Below are 17125 nucleotides of genomic sequence, written 5' to 3'. Positions count from 1 at the left end.
TTCAGCAGTATCTGGATCCCTGTTTTATGACTTTTCTGATGTCGCAAAACCCGGTCGCGGCATCAAGGTCTTTCAACAAATCGCAGTTTATGATTTAATTCTCATGCTCGCCATCTACCGGCGTGTAGTTTCTGATCACAATCCGGTCATATGGAGGGCCCGGCTAAGTGAACCAACCCTTTGTCCTGGCCCTGTTGCGCAATCCCCGGCAAATAGGCGCCGTCGTACCGAGTGGTCAATCATTGGCCCGGGCGATGGCTTTGGCCGCGAAGCCTTCCGGCAAAAGAATTCTGGAGATCGGTCCCGGAACCGGGGCCATCACCAAAGCTCTGCTGGCCGAAGGTGCTTCACGTGAAAAGCTATGCCTGCTGGAGCGTGATGACCGACTGGCGGCCTATCTTACCGGAAAATTCCCTGGCATCCGTGTGATCAATGGGGATGCCCGCTCAACTGCCGACCTGATCCAACCGGAATCTGGCTCTTATTTCGATGTCGTTATTTCCAGCCTGCCACTGCTTAATGTGAAGGAGGCGGACAAAATTATAATTCTGGAGCAAATTTTCTCGCTGCTCAATCAGCAAGGTGTTCTGGTCCAATACACTTATTCGGCCAAGGCACCTATATCATCTTCTCTGGCGAACAGATTTGGTGTCAAAGGTGAGCGGACCGCTATGGTTTTCCGGAACCTGCCCCCCGCGAGCGTTTGGAAATACAGCTATCCCAGTAACTATAATTTTCATAATTAATTCAAATACTTTATGAATATATCTTATGTTATGGGTGACTTTAATTCTGCTTATCCAAGGCAATCCCATCGAGGAAAACCGTCAGAACCTTCCCGATCAGATCATCCAGTGATTTCGACGCCTCCTCTCCATCCCAATTCGGATGAAACCAGTTGGCACTCCAGTTAAGCGCGCCTAACATTAGCTGCCGCATCTGAAGGACATCTAGATCGCTCCGAACCTCTCCGCTTTCCTGCGCCCGCACCAATGTTCGGCTCCAGCTGTTGGAGTACTGTTGCCTTATCGGCCGATGCTTTTCCCGCATGTCCTCGGGCAGCTGGCCATAGATACGTATATTCATCGCGACGAAATCATTGCGAACGAATAAATAATGCATATGCGCGCGAATGGCGGACGCGAGACGGCTGGCATAATCGGAAAACGCGGATTCATTCTCAAGAATATAGATAACCCCCTCGACGATTTCATTCAATCCCCGTGACAGCACATCATCGATAATCTCCTCTTTCGAGGCAAAATGGTAGTAGATACTGCCCGCCTCAATCCCTGCCGCTTCGGCAATATGCCGCAGCGTAATACCATCATAGCCCTTCTTTCTTAGCGCCCGCGTGGCGGACAGAAGAATATGCAGCCGGGTCTGCGCCGCCTTGGAGCGTCCAGCCACGTTTAGAGACATCGGCTCAATCATCATGCCGTCCGGCTCGCGCCCGTTCCATTTAAAAGAAGGGCCAAGGATACCATCGAGGAGAAGATTGACGGTTGTTTCAGAAAATTCACGAACCGAAAACCGATCCCGATCAAACCATTCGGTCGTCCAGTTAAGGGCCCCGATAATCAGCTGCTGAAGGGTCAGCACGCTTATATCCGATCTGATTTCATGCTTTTTCTGAGCGTTGATAAACGCCGTTGTCCATAGATTTTCATAAGTCTCGAAAACCCGCCGATGTCGCACCTGCGCTTCCGGCGATAGCATGGAGAAATTCCGCATGATGGCTGCTGTAAATTCACTGCCACCCAGAATCTGGTGCAGATGAGCATAGACCATCGCAGCAAATATTCCCCGGAAATCCGAGCCCTGCGCTTCTTGCTCATTATATGCCGAGGAGACAACATCAATGACTTGCCGACAGCCGAGATCAAAGACATCATCGAGCAGATCTTCCTTCGAGGCAAAATGATAATAGAGGCTACCGGCTTCCATTCCTGCGCTGGCGGCAATCTCCTTGAGCGTGGTACGGGCATATCCTTTTTCACAAAACTGCCGTGCCGCAACCGCAAGAATGGTATCGCGCGTGCCCTTTGATTTCCGGCTACCGCGTTTGCCCCCGTTTCCGCTGTCCCACTTTAGGTTCATGGATTGAATGTTCCTCAATATGTGAGATCACTGGACAGTCCCTCAGCCAGTGCAATAACGTTATGTCGCCACGACGCCAAGTGCAATGAAGAATAACAATAAACTTAAGTGAAAATAAGGAATTAAAGCAATGCGAGGCTGATCAACTTCCCGCCAGATATCCGTCATCTGGGTATGGGTTTCCACTTCGACAGAATTGAAGGTTTCCGGGCGGTTGAAGGTGATTCCGAGAACGCGCGGTGCGGGATAGTCGAATTTCAGCTTGTCAAAAGCGGCGTAGCGATCGGTGATCCCAATATCTCCTCGGATTATTATTGTTCTTCTATGGTGAAAGCATCCTTTGTATTCGGACTTTCGCCCCTTTCAATATGGGCAACCATATTGGGATAGGCCGCGCGAAAATCGCGAAGGAACCCGTCTATAGGAACGTCCAGAAACAAGCCCCGGTCATTCACATATTCCATATGCTGCTCGTCCTGCTCATTGAACTCATGAAAAAGCGCATCTGAGGTTCCGTCGAACACAAGCGGCTTCACGCCGAAGCGCTCACATAATTCCATATTGAAGGCCGGAGTGATTTTATAGCTTTCCCCCTCCAGCCAGACCTGTACATAGCCGTGATAGATAAATAAATCCGTCCCCATCAGCTCGGTCAGCTTCGGTGTATTGAGATGATTGCGGACGTCCGCAAACCCAAGTGCCGCCGGTACTCCTGCGGCACGCAAGCAGGCTGTCAGCAAAATAGCCTTCGGCACGCAGTATCCCGCCGCCCCTTTTGCGATTGTACTGGCGCGGTAGGCATTAGGTTCCAAAGAGACCCGGTAAGGATCATATTTCAGACCGTCGCGCACCGCCTCGAACAGGCGAATGGTTTTCTCTGTGTCGGAAGCTGTTACCGCCAGCCCGCCCAGCGCCCTTGCAGTAAAATCCTGAACTTCACGCGAATTGCTGTCGACAAACTCCGCAGATTGAAGAAATTTTTCCGCTTCTGGCGGAACTTGATTATCTTGCGCCTTCATTTTTAGTCCTTCTTTCGGCGACGGAGCTTAGGAATAACTCCTCCTTATCTGAGTACTGCCTCTCCTGGTCACTGTCAATAAACCCCATGGGATGGCGAAACACATAGAAAGTTACTTGTGACAAGAGAGCTAATGATCTTTAATATAAGGAACTGCTTATCGTTGAATTGCGATCCGGCGAGAAAATAATAAACAAGACCAGGAGCAAAACATGGTCCAGAGCCTCACTACGGATTATGAAGTCATTGTCATCGGCGCAGGTGTCGCCGGGATATATCAGATCAAGCGCCTCATTGATATTGGGATTAACGCAACCGTGCTGGAGGGCAGCGATAACCTCGGCGGGACCTGGTATAACAACCGCTATCCCGGCGCGCGCTTCGATTCAGAAAGCTATACTTATGGCTATTCCTTCTCGAAAGAAGTCCTGGAAGAATGGCATTGGAAAGAACGGTTTTCGAGCCAGCCGGAAAATCTGCGCTATCTCAATTTCGTTGCGGACAAGTTCAACCTGCGGAACCATATGCAATTCAATTGCAAGGTTGAGGCCGCGAAATTCGATGACCAGAATTCTATCTGGCGCTTGCAGGTGAGCGACGGTCGTGTTCTCACCAGCCGGTTTGTGATTATGGCGGTCGGCCTGCTTTCCCAGCCGACATTGCCAAAGCTGGACGGCAAGGAAGATTTCAAAGGCGCGTCCTTTCACACCTATCACTGGCCGCATGAGGGCATGGACCTTAAGGGCAAGAAAGTCGGCATCATCGGCACCGGTGCGACGGCCATCCAGATCATTCCGGTTATCGCGGAACAAGCGGACGAGCTTTATGTTTTCCAGCGGCGCCCCAACTGGAGCGCACCGCTGAATAACTGCGAACTCTCCGAAGCCGACATGGCCGACATCCGCACCCGCTATGACGATATATTCAAGGCCTGTAGCGAGTCTCCGGGCGGTTTCGTGCATCGACCCGATCCACGCTCCTTCTATGAAGTATCGCGCGAGGAACGGCTGGCGCTCTGGGACAAACTTTATGACGAGCCCGGCTTCGGGATATGGCTCTCCAATTTCCGCGAGATTTTCATGGATGAAAAAGCCAATGCGGAATTTTCCGACTATATCGCGAACCGCATCCGCCAGCGGGTGAAAGACCCGGTGACGGCGGAGACGTTGATACCAACGGATCATGGCTTCGGTATTCAGCGGGTCCCGCTCGAAACCAACTATTTTGAGGCATATAACAAGGACAGTGTCCATCTGGTGAATATTCAGGAAAATCCGCTGGAACGGGTGATTGAAACCGGTCTTCGCACAATGGCCCGTGACTATGATCTGGATGTGATTATCTATTCCACCGGATTTGACGCAATGACCGGTGCCTTCGACCATATCGATATCGAAGGGGTTGGCGGTGCCAAGCTAAAGGACAAATGGTTTGAGGCTCCTGCAACGTTTCTTGGGATGATGATACATGGCTTCCCGAACCTGTTGATGCCAAACGGCCCGCAAAGCGGCTCAGCCTCGACAAACTATCCGCGCGGCATTGAATCCGGCGTCAACTGGCTGATGGAGCTGCTGGAGTTTATGCGCGACCATGGATACGCCCGTGCAGAAGCGACCAGGGCCGCAGAAGAGGAATGGACGGCAGAAGTCGTCGCAATGTATAAAATCATGCTGATGCGGAAAGCCAAATCCTGGTTCACCGGCTACAACTCCAATGTTGAGGGGCATGAGGCCGGACATGTCCGGCATCTTGTCTATAATGGCGGGTCCCCTAAATATATGACGCGCCTCAAAACGGTTGCAGAGAGTGGCTATGAGGGTATCGAGTTTGCCGGTGAACCGGCAGAGCCCGAAGAAAAGAAACTACAATCGACGGTGTGAGCCAAGCAGGGGTTAGTTCAGCTTAACAACCGCCTTGCCGATCATTGTCCGGTTTTCGATCCGTGAAAGCGCGTCTGGCACGGCGGCTAGATCTTCAAGCGGTTGCGTCGGCACTTTAAGAGCGCCCTTCTGAATGGCCTCAAAGACCACCTTTGCGGCGATGGCCAGTCGCGCGGGTTTGTGCCAACGGTAATAGCCAAGCACCATGCCATGAGCGGAGCGGTTCTTGACCAGAAGCCGGTTGGCGGCGAAATTCGGTATTCCTCCGCCTGCGAAGCCAATAATCAGGTATCGGCCATCCCAGTCGAGGCAATGGGCGGCGGTTTCCGCGAAGTCTCCGCCAACCGGATCAAGGACGATATCGACATCCCGTTCCTCATTGGCCTCTTTCACGCGATCACGCAAATCCGGCCCGTAAATAAGCGCCGCATCGGCACCCGCCGCCTTTGCAGCCTCGGCTTTCGCGGCATCACTGACGGCGGCGATCACCCTAGCGCCATGAAATTTTGCAAGCTGGACGCCGGTAAGGCCCACACCTCCGGCCGCGCCGGAGATCAACACTGTCTCACCCGGCTGTATCTGGCCCTTCTCGACCAACGCCAGTTCGGACGTTAGCGCCACCGAGAGGACGGCCGCAGTCTGCACAGGATCGCAATCCTCGGGCAGCGCGAACACTTCAAATGCTTTGGCGCAGACATACTCTGCATGTCCCCCCTCATACACCAGCGCCGCGACCGTATCGCCAACACTGAAACCCGATACTTCTGGTCCCAGCGCCGCGATCGTGCCGACAACTTCCATGCCGGTGGAAAAGGGTGGCTCATGCTTGTTCTGATGCTTGTTTCTGCTCATCAGCACATCGACGAAGCTAATCCCGGCGGCAATCGCCTGAATTAATACCTCGCCTGCGGCTGGTTCCGGCCTATCAACTTCCGCAACGCGAAGGGAAGACGGTCCGTCAAACTCTGAACAGATAAGGGCTCGCATTTATTTTCTTTCTTAAGCCTTCAAGCATCAGGAAAAGCATGGATTGTGCCGCCGCATTTAAATGCAAATCGGCACAATCCTTGGGAGAAACCTTACTTTGCTTCCGGCGGAATGATATCTTCCGGAACTTCAATACCGATTTCTTTGTAGTATTTATACGCACCGATATGCAGAGGCATATTCATCTGGCTCAAGGCATTCTCAGGGGTGATGATCTTCATCCAGGCGGCCGCCTGAGTAAGTTCTGCATTATGCGTTAAAATTGCCTTGGTAATGTTATAAGCGTCTTCTTCGCTCATCCATTTGTTCGTGCCAAGGCCAACGATTGAATTCAGCATACGCACGTCGGTTTCATTGACGAGGTTTTCGTATGTACCTTTCTTTAGCGTAATAAATTCCCGGCCCGGCAAGCTTGAAGCCGCTTTCATCTCTTCGGAATCGAGCGCTGAATCAGGAATGCCCAAAATCCGGATTTCGCCGATGGACGAGAGTTGAGCCATCTGCGGGCTCGGGACAGAGGTTGGAACGAAATAGGCGTCAACCTGTCTATCCTGGAACGCCTGCAAAGCAGAGTTAAAATCAAGGTTGATGGCCTCGTAATCCTTTTTCGGCTCATATCCGGTTGAACCTTTAATGATCTGCTGAGAGACGGTCCGTGCGGCGCCCGAAGGAGGGCCAGTAAAGACGCGCTTCCCCTTTAAATCTGCGAGCGACTTAATACCGGAATCTGCCCAGACAACTGCATGGTACGGCCCGATCGGGTAGTTCAGAATGCCACGAAGATCGCTGAAAAGCTCTTTCGAGTCCGCCATCTTGGCATACATTCTGGTGCCATTCTTCATGAAATGGTTGATCGAGACAGCAGTCACAAACAGATCAAGATCTTTCTTGGCTGCATCAACAGCCTGACGTGTCGCCGGTGCACCGGTTTGAAGCTGAATTTTATAGCCATAGGCTTTTTTCAGGATTTCAATCGCCGCAATAGAGAATGTCGTTGTCGAGTTTGCCGCGCCAAGAGATGCCATTTTAAACGACTCTGCTGCGCTGGCGGTTTGCGACATCGATAGTGTCGCCACTAGTCCGAGGGTGGCCACCCCCATTGATTTAAGCAAGTTTCTTCTTTTCATTACTCTCTCCCTTTTCTTTTTTAGATTAACGATAACACTTTCAACTCTGCAATTTACGACGAGACCGGAGGGTTCCGAAGGTAATCAACGACAGTCCGATTACCAGGAAGGCAATCTGCAAGGTTGGTATCTGGATAAGCAATCCTGCACCCGAAAGCCCCCGCAATATTCGTTCCGGTGCCCCCAACTCTTGCCGTTCATACCCAATCAGCGCCGTATTTATGAGCCAGATTGCCAAGGCCAGACAGATAGATACCCGCACAAAACTCATCAGGTCGAATGTGCCAACCAGCAATAACGACGGCTCATAAATGAAGATAAACGGAATGATAAAGCCAACAAGAGCAAGCCGCACCGCATAGACAGCCGTTGTAAACGGATGAGCGTTGGCGATGGGCGCCGCGGCAAAGGCACCGATAGCGACCGGCGGCGTGATGGCGGACAGAACGCCAAAATAAAAGACGAACATATGCGTCGCCAGAAGCTCGGCACCCATTCTTTGCATGACCGGCCCCAGGACCAGGATAATAATCAGATAAGCCGGCAAGGTCGGCATGCCCATCCCCAGAACAAGCGCCGCCAACGCTGTCGTGACCAAGGCCGCGAGCAATGAAAACTCACTAAACTCCGCAACCACCGAGGCGAAAGAAATTCCCAGCCCTGTCAGGTTCAGAACACCAATTATGACACCGATACACCCGACGGCGACGATAATCCAGGCGCAGGATCGACCCGCTTTCACCAATGCCGTCCAGATAACCGAGGGGTTTTCCCGGTTTTTCTTGTTAAAAACACCCATGATGACGGCGGCTACAATCGCCCAGAACCCCGCAAGAGCCGGGGAGCGTCCCATCACCAGTACAAAAACAATGATGGCGATGGGGATGACAAACATCAGGCACGCGATCAGATCTTTACTGTTCAATGGGGGGCGTTCGGATTCCGGTAACGGCTCAATACCATCGGCACCGGCCTGAATGGAGATGGAGGCAAACAACGAGCCATAATAGAACAGCGCCGGAATAAGAGCCGCAATACAGATCGTCGTATAGGCTTCACCGGTCAGGTCCGCCATCAGGAATGCGGCCGCCCCCATAACGGGCGGAACAATCTGGCCACCGGTTGACGCAGCCGCCTCGACGCCGCCGGCCATGGGCGCGGAAAATCCGCGGCGTTTGATCATTGGTATGGTAAAGGATCCGGTGCCCACCACATTCGCAGTCACGCTGCCGGACATGCTGCCGAACACGGCACTGGCGACAACGGCGGAATGCGCAGGCCCCCCCTTCGTCTTCCCAGTCAGAGCAACGGATGCACGGATAAGGGCATCACTCGCGCCCGTGCTTTCCAGAATAACCCCGAAGACCACGAAGATCAGCACCACCTGTAGGACAACCCCCATCGGCAACCCAAAGACCCCCTGGAAGCTATACCAGATCGTCTGCATGGACCGATTAAGACTAAAGCCGGAATGATTAAGGAAGCCCGGCAGATATTGGCCGTAAAGGCAGTAAAGGATCCCGAGTGACGCGATAATGACAATCGGCAGGCCAAACAGGCGTCGGGTTGCCTCTAACAGCACAATAACGGCTGCGAAAGCCGCCCAGATATCTATAGACTCATATTCGAATATGGTTTCCTCAATGAGGATTTGTATGTCTATGAATTTCAATGTGCCGTAAACAAAAACGGCAACCAGGATTAAGTCGATCCCCCACAGCATCCAAACTGGAAGTCGGCCCATCACCGCGTTACTATCCGCGACCCGCCCTGCAAGTGGATTACCCAGCAAAGCAATGACCACGGCACCACAAAGGATCCATGACCGACCGTATGTAATGTCCCAACTGCCTGAAATGGCGACATAAATTGCCTGTAATGCGAGAACAACCCCCACCAGTGCGACTCCCCAGGAAATGAGGGATTTGAAACTCATGCTCACAAAGACTCTCCTCTTTTTCCTAAAATCCACCCGGTGCAATATAGGGGCAATCCGCGATGGTCCATTCCGGGACCGGCTCGGTTTTGAAAATTTGTCTCAGATGCACTTCATCCGGGCCATCCCCGATACGGAACCAGCGGGCGTAAGAATGGGCATGGTGGATTAATGTATCATCCGTCCCCCCCATGGCGCCAAATAGCTGGACCGCTCGATCGGTCACTTTTTGTAGCATACGCGGTACGGACACCTTTACTTGAGACACAATCCGCCAAGTATTCTTGTCCGGGCTGGTATCAAGCAGCCAAGCTGCTTTATGGATAAACAGGCGGTTTAGATCGATATCAATGCGGGCCTCGGCAATCCATTTCTGAACCGTATCATACTCGACAATCGGGCGACCGAAAGTTTTCCGCTCATGCGCCCTAGCAACCATCTGCGCAAGAACCATTTCGGCCATGCCAATGCAGCGCATGGAATGGTGGATACGCGCCGGGCCAAGCCTGACCTGCGCGCCCTTGAAGCCTTGCCCCCGCTCACCCAGCAGGTTGGATTTCGGGACACGGACATCTTTCAGCTCAAACTCACCGATGGGGGCCACGAAGTCTTCCCAGCCCATAAAGCGTAACTCGCGTACCAAGGTAAGACCGGGCGTTCCAATCGGAACGATCACCATGCTATGCTGTCCTGTCCGGCCCGCATCGGGATCGGAAATTCCCATGACGATCAGGAAGGAACAATCTGGATGTGCCCCCCCGGTCGCAAACCATTTACGGCCGTTCAGGACCAGTTCATCCCCTTCTTCGTGAATTTTAGTCGCGATATTCGTTGCATCCGACGAGGCCACATCCGGCTCTGTCATGGCGAAAGAAGACCGGGTCTCCCCATTGAGCAAAGGGCGCAGCCATTTCTCTTTCTGCTCCGGTGTCGCCAGCGCCTGCAGCATCGCCATATTGGGCACTTCTGGTGCATGACAGTTAAAGACCTGAGATCCCCATGGCAACCGACCCAGAATCTCGGCAATCGGGGCAAATTCGAGATTGGTCAATTTTGTTCCCGGCTCGTCATCCGCAAGCTGTGGCAAAGCAAGGTTCCAGAGTCCCTGCTCTTTCGCCTTATCCTGAATTTTCTTGATAAAATGCGCAGGCTTACGCTCATGACAAACTGTCTGAACCCACTCGCGATGGCGCGGCAAAACTTCTTGCGAAAAGAAGCCTTCTGCACGCAGCCTGATGTCATCAGCTTTCGGGCTTAAGTTAAAATCCATCGTCCCTGTCGTTTTAATTATTTTTATGTTTGACGGTAGTGTTTTATATATAGTAACAAATGATGTCAATAACTACAAAAATAAAAACAACACTCGAAAGTTAACATGACAGACAAAAGCTCAACCGGCCCTCTTACCGGCCTGCGTATTCTTGACATTGCCACGATTATCGCCGCGCCTTTTGCGGGCACTTTGCTTGCGGACATGGGCGCAGATGTCGTCAAGTTGGAACTGCCAGGAGTCGGCGACGGCATGCGTGGTTTCCCTCCCTTCAAGGATGGCAAGTCGCTCTGGTGGAAGGCTGCGAACCGCGGCAAACAATTCGGCACCCTGGATCTTCGAAAGAAGGAAGGCGCGGAACTGCTCCTGGAGATACTGCCGGAATTTGATGTCCTGATTGAAAACTTCAAACCCGGCACTCTTGACCGCTGGGGCCTTGATATAGAGAAACTCTGGAAGGCGAACCCAAAGCTTGTAGTTCTGCGGACAACTGCGTTTGGCCAAACCGGCCCCTATATCGACCAGCCGGGATTTGCGCGTATTTTTGAGGCCATGGGCGGCCTCACCCATATCACCGGGGATGTGGATCGACCCCCCGTTCATACAGGCTACCCGATTTCTGATGCCTTTGGCGGCGTGTTCGGCGCGATGTCCATTCTGGCCGCTGTACATAAGGTAAGAGACGATGAAACAGCCATGGGCGAAGAGATTGACCTCTCGCTCACGGAAGCCACTTTCCGCCTGCTTGACTTCCTTGCCATCGAATATGATCAGCTTGGCGTCGTGCGCGGACGAAGTGGCAACCGCAATCAATACTCGGCACCCTCCGACGTTTACCTTACAAGCGACAAGAAATATGTGTCTCTCGCAGGGAGCACCAATACCACCTTTAAAGGAAACGCCACGGCAGTTGGACGGCCCGAACTTGTTGATGACCCGCGCTTTGCGAACAATGGCCTGCGGGTGGAGAATGCAGAGGAACTTGACAAGATCTTCGGCAGCTTTATCTCTTCCCATACCCTTGATGAGGTACTGAGTGCCTTTTCCAAGGCCAAGGGTACCATCGCGCCGATCTATTCGGTCGAGCAAATCTTCAACGATCCGCAGTATCAGGCCCGCGAGGCAATCACTTCTGTTCCGGATGAAGATTTTGGCTCCGTCCGGCTGCAGAATGTGGTTCCCAAATTTTCCCAAAACCCGGGGAAAGTCAAATGGACAGCGAAAGACCTTGGTGCCGATAATGATGCCATTTTCGAACGGCTTCTCGGGCTCACCAAAGTGGAAATCGACGCCTATCGTGAACGAGGTATTATATGAGCAGTGAGCATACTAATCTTATCGATCGCGTCGAAAGGCGCCATATTCCCTTGGATGAAATGGTCGATGGCGATACTTCACTTTCAACTACCCTGATCCGGGGGCTGGATATCCTCGCTTGCTTTCTCAGTGGCGATCAAACGCTTACGAATGCTCAGATAGCAGCGCGGATCGGTATTAACAAGGCAACGGTATCGCGGCTTTGCAAGACATTGATTGCATTACATTATCTTCGGCGTGACCCCAATGGAGGCTTTAAGCTCGCCCCCGGCCTTCTCGCACTATCCTATCCTATTCTCTCCCATATGAAATGGAGACGACAAGCGATCAATCTGATGCAGGATTATGCCGACTTCTCAAAAGGTAACGTGTCTCTTGCCGTCTTTAACGGGGGCGATGCGGTTTATATCCAAACCATCGGCGACATTACTAATTTCCCTCATGTCCCGGAAATGGGCATGACCGTTCCGGTAGCTGATTCCGCAACCGGCCGGTCTTTGCTGTCGTTGCTTTCGGACGAAGAACGGGCCGAAAAATATCTCGAAGTTGAAAGCGCCTACCCCGGCGCCATTGAACGCTGCGAGGAGAGAATAAACAGCGCCATTGAAAATTGTCACAAACATGGCTTCTGCACCTCATACGGTGAATGGCGGGAAACCATTTACGCAATGTCCGCGCCGGTTGGTCGGACTTCGGACGGACTTGAGGTCACCCTTTCCTGTGGCATTCCCGCCTATCGCGCACGTCGGGAGGAAATTGAAAACGATCTGGCGCCGCGCCTCGCAGTTGCTGCTGAAAACCTGCGCCAGTTCAATATTTTTGGCACCTGATAAAAAAAATACAAGAAGAAGGAAAAGGTCATGGCTTTAACCTCCCCTATTGCTAAGAAGATGGGCATTCGTTACCCGATTTTCGGCCTGGCCCACAACGTCGATGTCATGGTGGCCCTGGGCAAAGCAGGAGGATATCCGGTTTTCGGCGCCGCCCGCAGTATGCCGGACGAAATTACTGAAGTCGCCCGGGTCATGAAAGAAGAACTTGGCGACCTGCCCTTCGGCATTGACCTGATGTTGCCAACTACTGTCGGCGATGATACCGATCGCGACGGCACGAAATTGAACCTGCCGGAAGAGCATCAGCAATTTATCCGTGATCTGACAAAAAAATACAACGTCCCAAAGGCAACGAAACCGACCTTCTTTTCCTCCCAAATCCGCTCCCAACAGCTATTTGAAGAACAGCTCGCGGCAACCCTTGAATCAGATGCCCACAGCTTTGCCTCCGCCGTCGGTATGCCCGCGGAAATGATCAGCCAGGCCAAGGACTACGGCAAGATCACCTTCTCCCTTGTCGGTGCGCCGCGCCATGCGGAAAAGGCAAAGGCAGCGGGCGTCGATGTTATCGTCGCGCAAGGCTATGACGCAGGTGGCCACACCGGACCGATCGGAACGTTCTCCCTCGTCCCGCAGGTTGTTGACGTAGCGGGAGACATTCCCGTCCTCGCCGCCGGTGGCGTGGGTCATGGCCGACATATCGCGGCCTCCTTCGGGCTGGGGGCGCAAGGGGTGTGGCTCGGCACGGCGTGGCTCGCCTCCAAGGAACATGCGCTTTGTGATGCGCTTTTGAACAAGCTGCTCAAAGCGAACAGTCTGGACACCACCATTTCCCTCAGCCATAGCGGAAAGTCCTGCCGACTTATCAAGTCCGCCTGGTCAGAAGAATGGGATCAACCGGATGCGCCAAAACCACTCAAAATGCCATATCAACAGGTTCTGACGGCAGACATTATTGCCGGCATAGATGAGCATGAGATTGAACCGCTGATCTATGAGGCAACCGGCCAGAGCATTGCATGGTTCAATGAACTCATGACCGTCGAAGAAATTGTGCAGCGGCTCGTTTCAGAAAGTAACGCAGCGTTATCCAGCATGAGTGATCTTCTGGCTAGCTAACCAGTCCTCTACCATCACCATCTTATTCAAAAGAGACAAGCACATGATTCGCGATAAAGAAGAACTAGAAAAACAACGCATGGAAGTTCGCGACTGGGTCGAAAAAGTTGCCATCCCGAACGAGGATCGCGTCGCTGAACTCAATGAAGTGCCGCAGGATCTTGTCGACGATATGCAGGCCCGTGGATACTTCGCCTGGGCCATCCCGGAGGAATATGGCGGACTTGGCCTGACCACGGAAGAGCTGGTGCTGATGGCGTTCGAACTCTCCTACTGCTCGGTTGCCTATCGCGCGCGCGTTGGCTCGAATACCGGGATCGGCAGCGAATCCCTTATCGTTGACGGCACCGAGGAACAAAAACGGAAGTATCTGCCCAAGCTGGCCGCTGGCGAGATTGTCGGCTGCTTCGCCCTGACCGAACGGGAAGCGGGGTCACAGGCGACAGCGCTAACCACAACCGCTGTCAAAAAGGGTAATCACTATGTGATGAACGGCTCAAAAGCATTCATCACCAATGCGCCGATTTCTGACCTGTTCACGGTTTTCGCACGGACTGATCCTGACGACGACAGCCATCGCGGTATCAGCGCCTTTCTGGTCGATAAGGACACTCCTGGCCTTACCGTTGGCCCGGCCTATAAAATGATGGGGCAGTCCGGCTCCCCCGTCTCGGAAGTTCATTTCGAAAATTGCGAAATCACCCCGGACCGATTACTTGGCGGCGAAGAGGGTGTTGGCTTCAAGACAGCAATGAAGGCGCTCAACAAGCAGCGTATTCACCTTTCCGCGCTCAGCACCGGCCCGGCCATGCGGATGCTGGACGATGCGGCGAAATATTCCCAGGAAAGAAAACAGTTTGGTCATCCCATCGGCGATTTTCAGCTGATCCAGGCCATGATTGCCGACAGTCATGTGGATGTTGCAGCGGCGCGGACCCTGATCCTTGATACGGCCCGTAAACGTGACGAAGGGATCGATATCACTCTGGAAGCTTCCATGTGCAAATATTTTGCAACCGAAATGTGCGGCCGGATCGCCGACCGGGCGGTGCAGATATTTGGCGGCTCCGGCTATGTCGCGGATTACAGCAGCATTGAGCGGTTCTACCGCGATGTTCGATTGTTCCGGCTCTATGAAGGCACCAGCCAGATCCATCAGCTTAATATTGCCCGGAAGACCTTTGATCGAATTGGCAAGACGGGCACCGTGCGGATTTAACATCGGACCACACGGACAAACCAAAAATCAATAACGCGCAAAGCGAGAGGGAGTAGTTCAATGGACGAGTATAAACCTTTTTGGCCGGACCCGGTTAAGGCACCGAAGGATGCACCGAACATTCTTGTGGTTCTTTTTGATGATGTGGGCTTTTCTGATTTCGGCTGTTATGGCTCCCCTATCAAAACGCCGACCATCGACAAACTTGCCGAAAAAGGCATCCGTTATACCGGTTTTCATACGACGGCCATGTGCTCGACCACCCGGGCAGCCTTGCTCACTGGGCGAAACCATCATTCCGTTGGTGTCGGGTGCCTTGCCAATTTCGACAGCGGATATCCCGGCTATCGCGGCAAGATTGCGAAATCGGCAGGAACTCTCGCTGAGATGCTGCGCCCGAACGGCTATCGCAACTATATGATCGGCAAATGGCATGTAAACCCTCTCAATGAAAGCGGACCGACGGGTCCTTTCGATGGCTGGCCCTTGAGCCGGGGATTTGACCGCTTCTATGGTTTTTTGGATGCGGAGACCGACCAGTATGCCCCGGAGTTAGTGCGCGATAATGGCCATATCGATCCGCCGGGCGACTATGCAAGCGGCTATCACCTGACAGAGGATCTTGTGGATCAGTCTATCCGCATGCTCGCCGATCATCAGGCGGGAGCAGAAGAAACGCCCTGGCTCCTCTGGTGCGCCTTCGCGGCCTGCCATGCCCCCCATCAGGCCCCAAAGGACATTATCAAAAGCTATGATCCGATGTTTGAAGGTGGCTGGGACAAGGAGCGCGAACAACGTCTCGCCCGCCAGAAAGAACTCGGGATCGTCCCGGAAGATACTCAAATGCCCCCCCGCAATGACGGCGTCAAGGCGTGGGAAGAGCATACGAAGGATGAGCAGCGCCTCTATACCCGGCTGCAATCCGCCTATGCCGGCATGCTGGACCACACCGACAGGCATATCACTCGACTGATCGACTTTCTCGAAGAAACCGGTCAGATGGACAACACCTTGATCCTTGTCCTTTCCGATAATGGCGCAAGCCAGGAAGGCGGCCGAAACGGGCTGGTCAATGCCATGGGCCCGTTTAACCTTCGCCCCGAGCCGATGGAAGAAAAACTCGCGCGGATCGAGGATATCGGCGGACCCGATACCCACACCAACTTCCCCCATGGCTGGGCCATGGCGGCAAATTCCCCGCTGAAACGCTACAAGCAGAATACCCATGGCGGCGGCATCCGTGATCCGTTGATTATCAGTTGGCCGAAGGGCCTTCCTGCACGCGGAGAGTTGCGGCATCAATTTGCCCATTGCTCCGACGTAGTACCAACCCTCCTTGATATTCTGGATATCGAACCGCCGGAATCCATCAATGGCGTTAAGCAGCAACCGATTGAAGGGCAGAGCTTCAAGGATAGCCTGTTAAAATCGGAGGCTCCATCCCGAGATAAACCGCAATATTTTGAGATGTTCGGTCATCGCGGCATCTGGCAGGATGGCTGGAAAGCCGTGGCCTTTCATCCCATGGGAACACCGTTCGAAAATGACCAGTGGGAGCTCTATAACCTCAACGAAGACTTCTCCGAAAGTAAAGACCTCGCAACAGAACACCCGGAGCGCCTGGAAAAAATGATCGAAAGCTGGTGGGAAGAAGCCAGAAACAACCAGGTTCTGCCTCTGGATGACCGCTTTGCGCCGCGTTTTGCAGAAAATGCCGAACGATTACAGGGAGACCGGAACATCGCGATTTTCCATCGCGGTGTCGGCCATATCCCTTCTGATGTGGCACCGGACCTCCGCAGCCGCAATTACCGTATTGAAGCGGACGCGGATATTCTGAACGAAGCCAGCAACGGCGTCCTGATCGCCCATGGAGATACGACCTCAGGCTACAGCTTGTTCATGAAAGATGGTTATCTGGTGCATGACCTGAATATCGGCGGCGAGCATGTGGTTGTCACATCGGGCAAGAAAGTTGCGCCCGGTCGTCATCTTCTCGGCCTCCGGGTTGAGCGCCTGACAAAAGAAGAGAAGCCACGCATGGGCAAGGGTATGGGCCAGAGCCGTTATACGCTCACCATCGATGGGGAGGATGCCGGATCAGTCGAGAGCCATCTCGGCTTCTTCATGCTGATATCCTGGTCCGGGCTGGACATCGGGCGGGATCGCGGCAACCCGGTTGGTGATTATGCATCGCCGTTCGAGTTTGACGGGTTCCTGCGCAAGGTAACGGTCCATATGGATACCCAAACCCTTGATGGAGAGGGAGTTGGCAAGGCGGAGATGGCGCGGGAATAACCTGCGCCACCCTGAATTCCC

Annotated in this window: 13 protein-coding genes; 7 read left to right on the top strand and 6 right to left on the bottom strand. The window is 53.2% G+C overall.

Features of this window, described 5'->3' with window-relative positions:
* The first annotated feature begins 167 nt into the window (after window positions 1-167).
* A complete protein-coding gene (locus P1U71_RS05570) occupies window positions 168-746 on the top strand; it encodes a methyltransferase domain-containing protein (RefSeq protein WP_301104569.1) in 579 nt (192 codons plus the stop codon).
* Window positions 747-786: 40 nt separating this feature from the next.
* Here P1U71_RS05570 and P1U71_RS05565 read toward each other — a convergent pair whose 3' ends face one another.
* Both P1U71_RS05565 and P1U71_RS05560 read right to left on the bottom strand, forming a co-directional pair.
* A complete protein-coding gene (locus P1U71_RS05565) occupies window positions 787-2100 on the bottom strand; it encodes a TetR/AcrR family transcriptional regulator (RefSeq protein WP_301104568.1) in 1314 nt (437 codons plus the stop codon).
* Window positions 2101-2411: 311 nt separating this feature from the next.
* A complete protein-coding gene (locus P1U71_RS05560; RefSeq protein ID WP_301104567.1) occupies window positions 2412-3119 on the bottom strand; it encodes a transglutaminase family protein in 708 nt (235 codons plus the stop codon).
* Between the two features lie 211 nt (window positions 3120-3330).
* On the opposite strand from P1U71_RS05560, the gene P1U71_RS05555 reads away from it, so the two are divergent.
* Window positions 3331-4998 (top strand): NAD(P)/FAD-dependent oxidoreductase, encoded by a 1668-nt coding sequence (locus P1U71_RS05555; RefSeq protein ID WP_301104566.1) that lies wholly within the window; start codon window positions 3331-3333, stop codon window positions 4996-4998.
* Window positions 4999-5010: 12 nt separating this feature from the next.
* Here the strand turns inward: P1U71_RS05555 and P1U71_RS05550 are convergent, their stop codons facing one another.
* The 4 genes from P1U71_RS05550 to P1U71_RS05535 form a co-directional block, all read right to left on the bottom strand.
* On the bottom strand, window positions 5011-5985 hold the full coding sequence (locus P1U71_RS05550) for an NADPH:quinone oxidoreductase family protein (protein ID WP_301104565.1): 975 nt from the start codon (window positions 5983-5985) through the stop codon (window positions 5011-5013).
* 92 nt (window positions 5986-6077) lie between these two features.
* Complete coding sequence (locus tag P1U71_RS05545) at window positions 6078-7112, bottom strand: TAXI family TRAP transporter solute-binding subunit (protein ID WP_301104564.1); 1035 nt, start codon at window positions 7110-7112, stop codon at window positions 6078-6080.
* A gap of 40 nt (window positions 7113-7152) precedes the next feature.
* Window positions 7153-9048 (bottom strand): TRAP transporter fused permease subunit, encoded by a 1896-nt coding sequence (locus P1U71_RS05540; protein ID WP_301104563.1) that lies wholly within the window; start codon window positions 9046-9048, stop codon window positions 7153-7155.
* A gap of 25 nt (window positions 9049-9073) precedes the next feature.
* A complete protein-coding gene (locus P1U71_RS05535) occupies window positions 9074-10318 on the bottom strand; it encodes an acyl-CoA dehydrogenase family protein (RefSeq protein ID WP_301104562.1) in 1245 nt (414 codons plus the stop codon).
* A gap of 105 nt (window positions 10319-10423) precedes the next feature.
* Between P1U71_RS05535 and P1U71_RS05530 the strand changes: the two genes are divergently transcribed.
* From P1U71_RS05530 to P1U71_RS05510, 5 genes are read left to right on the top strand one after another with little or no spacing between them, the layout of a single operon-like run.
* Window positions 10424-11635 carry a CaiB/BaiF CoA-transferase family protein gene (locus tag P1U71_RS05530; RefSeq protein WP_301104561.1) on the top strand — a complete coding sequence of 404 codons (1212 nt, stop codon included), beginning with the start codon at window positions 10424-10426 and terminating at the stop codon, window positions 11633-11635.
* The gene (locus P1U71_RS05525) at window positions 11632-12465 is read left to right on the top strand and encodes an IclR family transcriptional regulator (RefSeq protein WP_301104560.1); all 834 of its coding nucleotides are present in this window, start codon (window positions 11632-11634) and stop codon (window positions 12463-12465) included. Before P1U71_RS05530 ends, P1U71_RS05525 begins: the two co-directional genes overlap by 4 nt.
* 30 nt (window positions 12466-12495) lie before the next feature.
* A complete protein-coding gene (locus P1U71_RS05520) occupies window positions 12496-13587 on the top strand; it encodes a nitronate monooxygenase family protein (protein WP_301104559.1) in 1092 nt (363 codons plus the stop codon).
* Between the two features lie 43 nt (window positions 13588-13630).
* Entirely contained in the window at window positions 13631-14806 is a 1176-nt protein-coding gene (locus tag P1U71_RS05515; protein ID WP_301104558.1) for an acyl-CoA dehydrogenase family protein, read from the top strand.
* Window positions 14807-14866: 60 nt separating this feature from the next.
* Entirely contained in the window at window positions 14867-17104 is a 2238-nt protein-coding gene (locus tag P1U71_RS05510; RefSeq protein ID WP_301104557.1) for an arylsulfatase, read from the top strand.
* The last annotated feature ends 21 nt before the right edge of the window (window positions 17105-17125 follow it).

Source organism: Sneathiella sp. (genome assembly GCF_029233945.1).
GTDB lineage: Bacteria > Pseudomonadota > Alphaproteobacteria > Sneathiellales > Sneathiellaceae > Sneathiella.
This window is presented reverse-complemented; position numbering and strand designations above follow the sequence as displayed.

Excerpts from the sequence above, each read along its gene's own strand:
- P1U71_RS05565 (WP_301104568.1), bottom strand. The coding sequence starts at position 2,100 with ATGAACCTAAAGTGGGACAGCGGAAACGGGGGCAAACGCGGTAGCCGG.
- P1U71_RS05560 (WP_301104567.1), bottom strand. The coding sequence starts at position 3,119 with ATGAAGGCGCAAGATAATCAAGTTCCGCCAGAAGCGGAAAAATTTCTT.
- P1U71_RS05555 (WP_301104566.1), top strand. The coding sequence starts at position 3,331 with ATGGTCCAGAGCCTCACTACGGATTATGAAGTCATTGTCATCGGCGCA.
- P1U71_RS05550 (WP_301104565.1), bottom strand. The coding sequence starts at position 5,985 with ATGCGAGCCCTTATCTGTTCAGAGTTTGACGGACCGTCTTCCCTTCGC.
- P1U71_RS05545 (WP_301104564.1), bottom strand. The coding sequence starts at position 7,112 with ATGAAAAGAAGAAACTTGCTTAAATCAATGGGGGTGGCCACCCTCGGA.
- P1U71_RS05540 (WP_301104563.1), bottom strand. The coding sequence starts at position 9,048 with ATGAGTTTCAAATCCCTCATTTCCTGGGGAGTCGCACTGGTGGGGGTT.
- P1U71_RS05535 (WP_301104562.1), bottom strand. The coding sequence starts at position 10,318 with ATGGATTTTAACTTAAGCCCGAAAGCTGATGACATCAGGCTGCGTGCA.
- P1U71_RS05530 (WP_301104561.1), top strand. The coding sequence starts at position 10,424 with ATGACAGACAAAAGCTCAACCGGCCCTCTTACCGGCCTGCGTATTCTT.
- P1U71_RS05525 (WP_301104560.1), top strand. The coding sequence starts at position 11,632 with ATGAGCAGTGAGCATACTAATCTTATCGATCGCGTCGAAAGGCGCCAT.
- P1U71_RS05520 (WP_301104559.1), top strand. The coding sequence starts at position 12,496 with ATGGCTTTAACCTCCCCTATTGCTAAGAAGATGGGCATTCGTTACCCG.
- P1U71_RS05515 (WP_301104558.1), top strand. The coding sequence starts at position 13,631 with ATGATTCGCGATAAAGAAGAACTAGAAAAACAACGCATGGAAGTTCGC.
- P1U71_RS05510 (WP_301104557.1), top strand. The coding sequence starts at position 14,867 with ATGGACGAGTATAAACCTTTTTGGCCGGACCCGGTTAAGGCACCGAAG.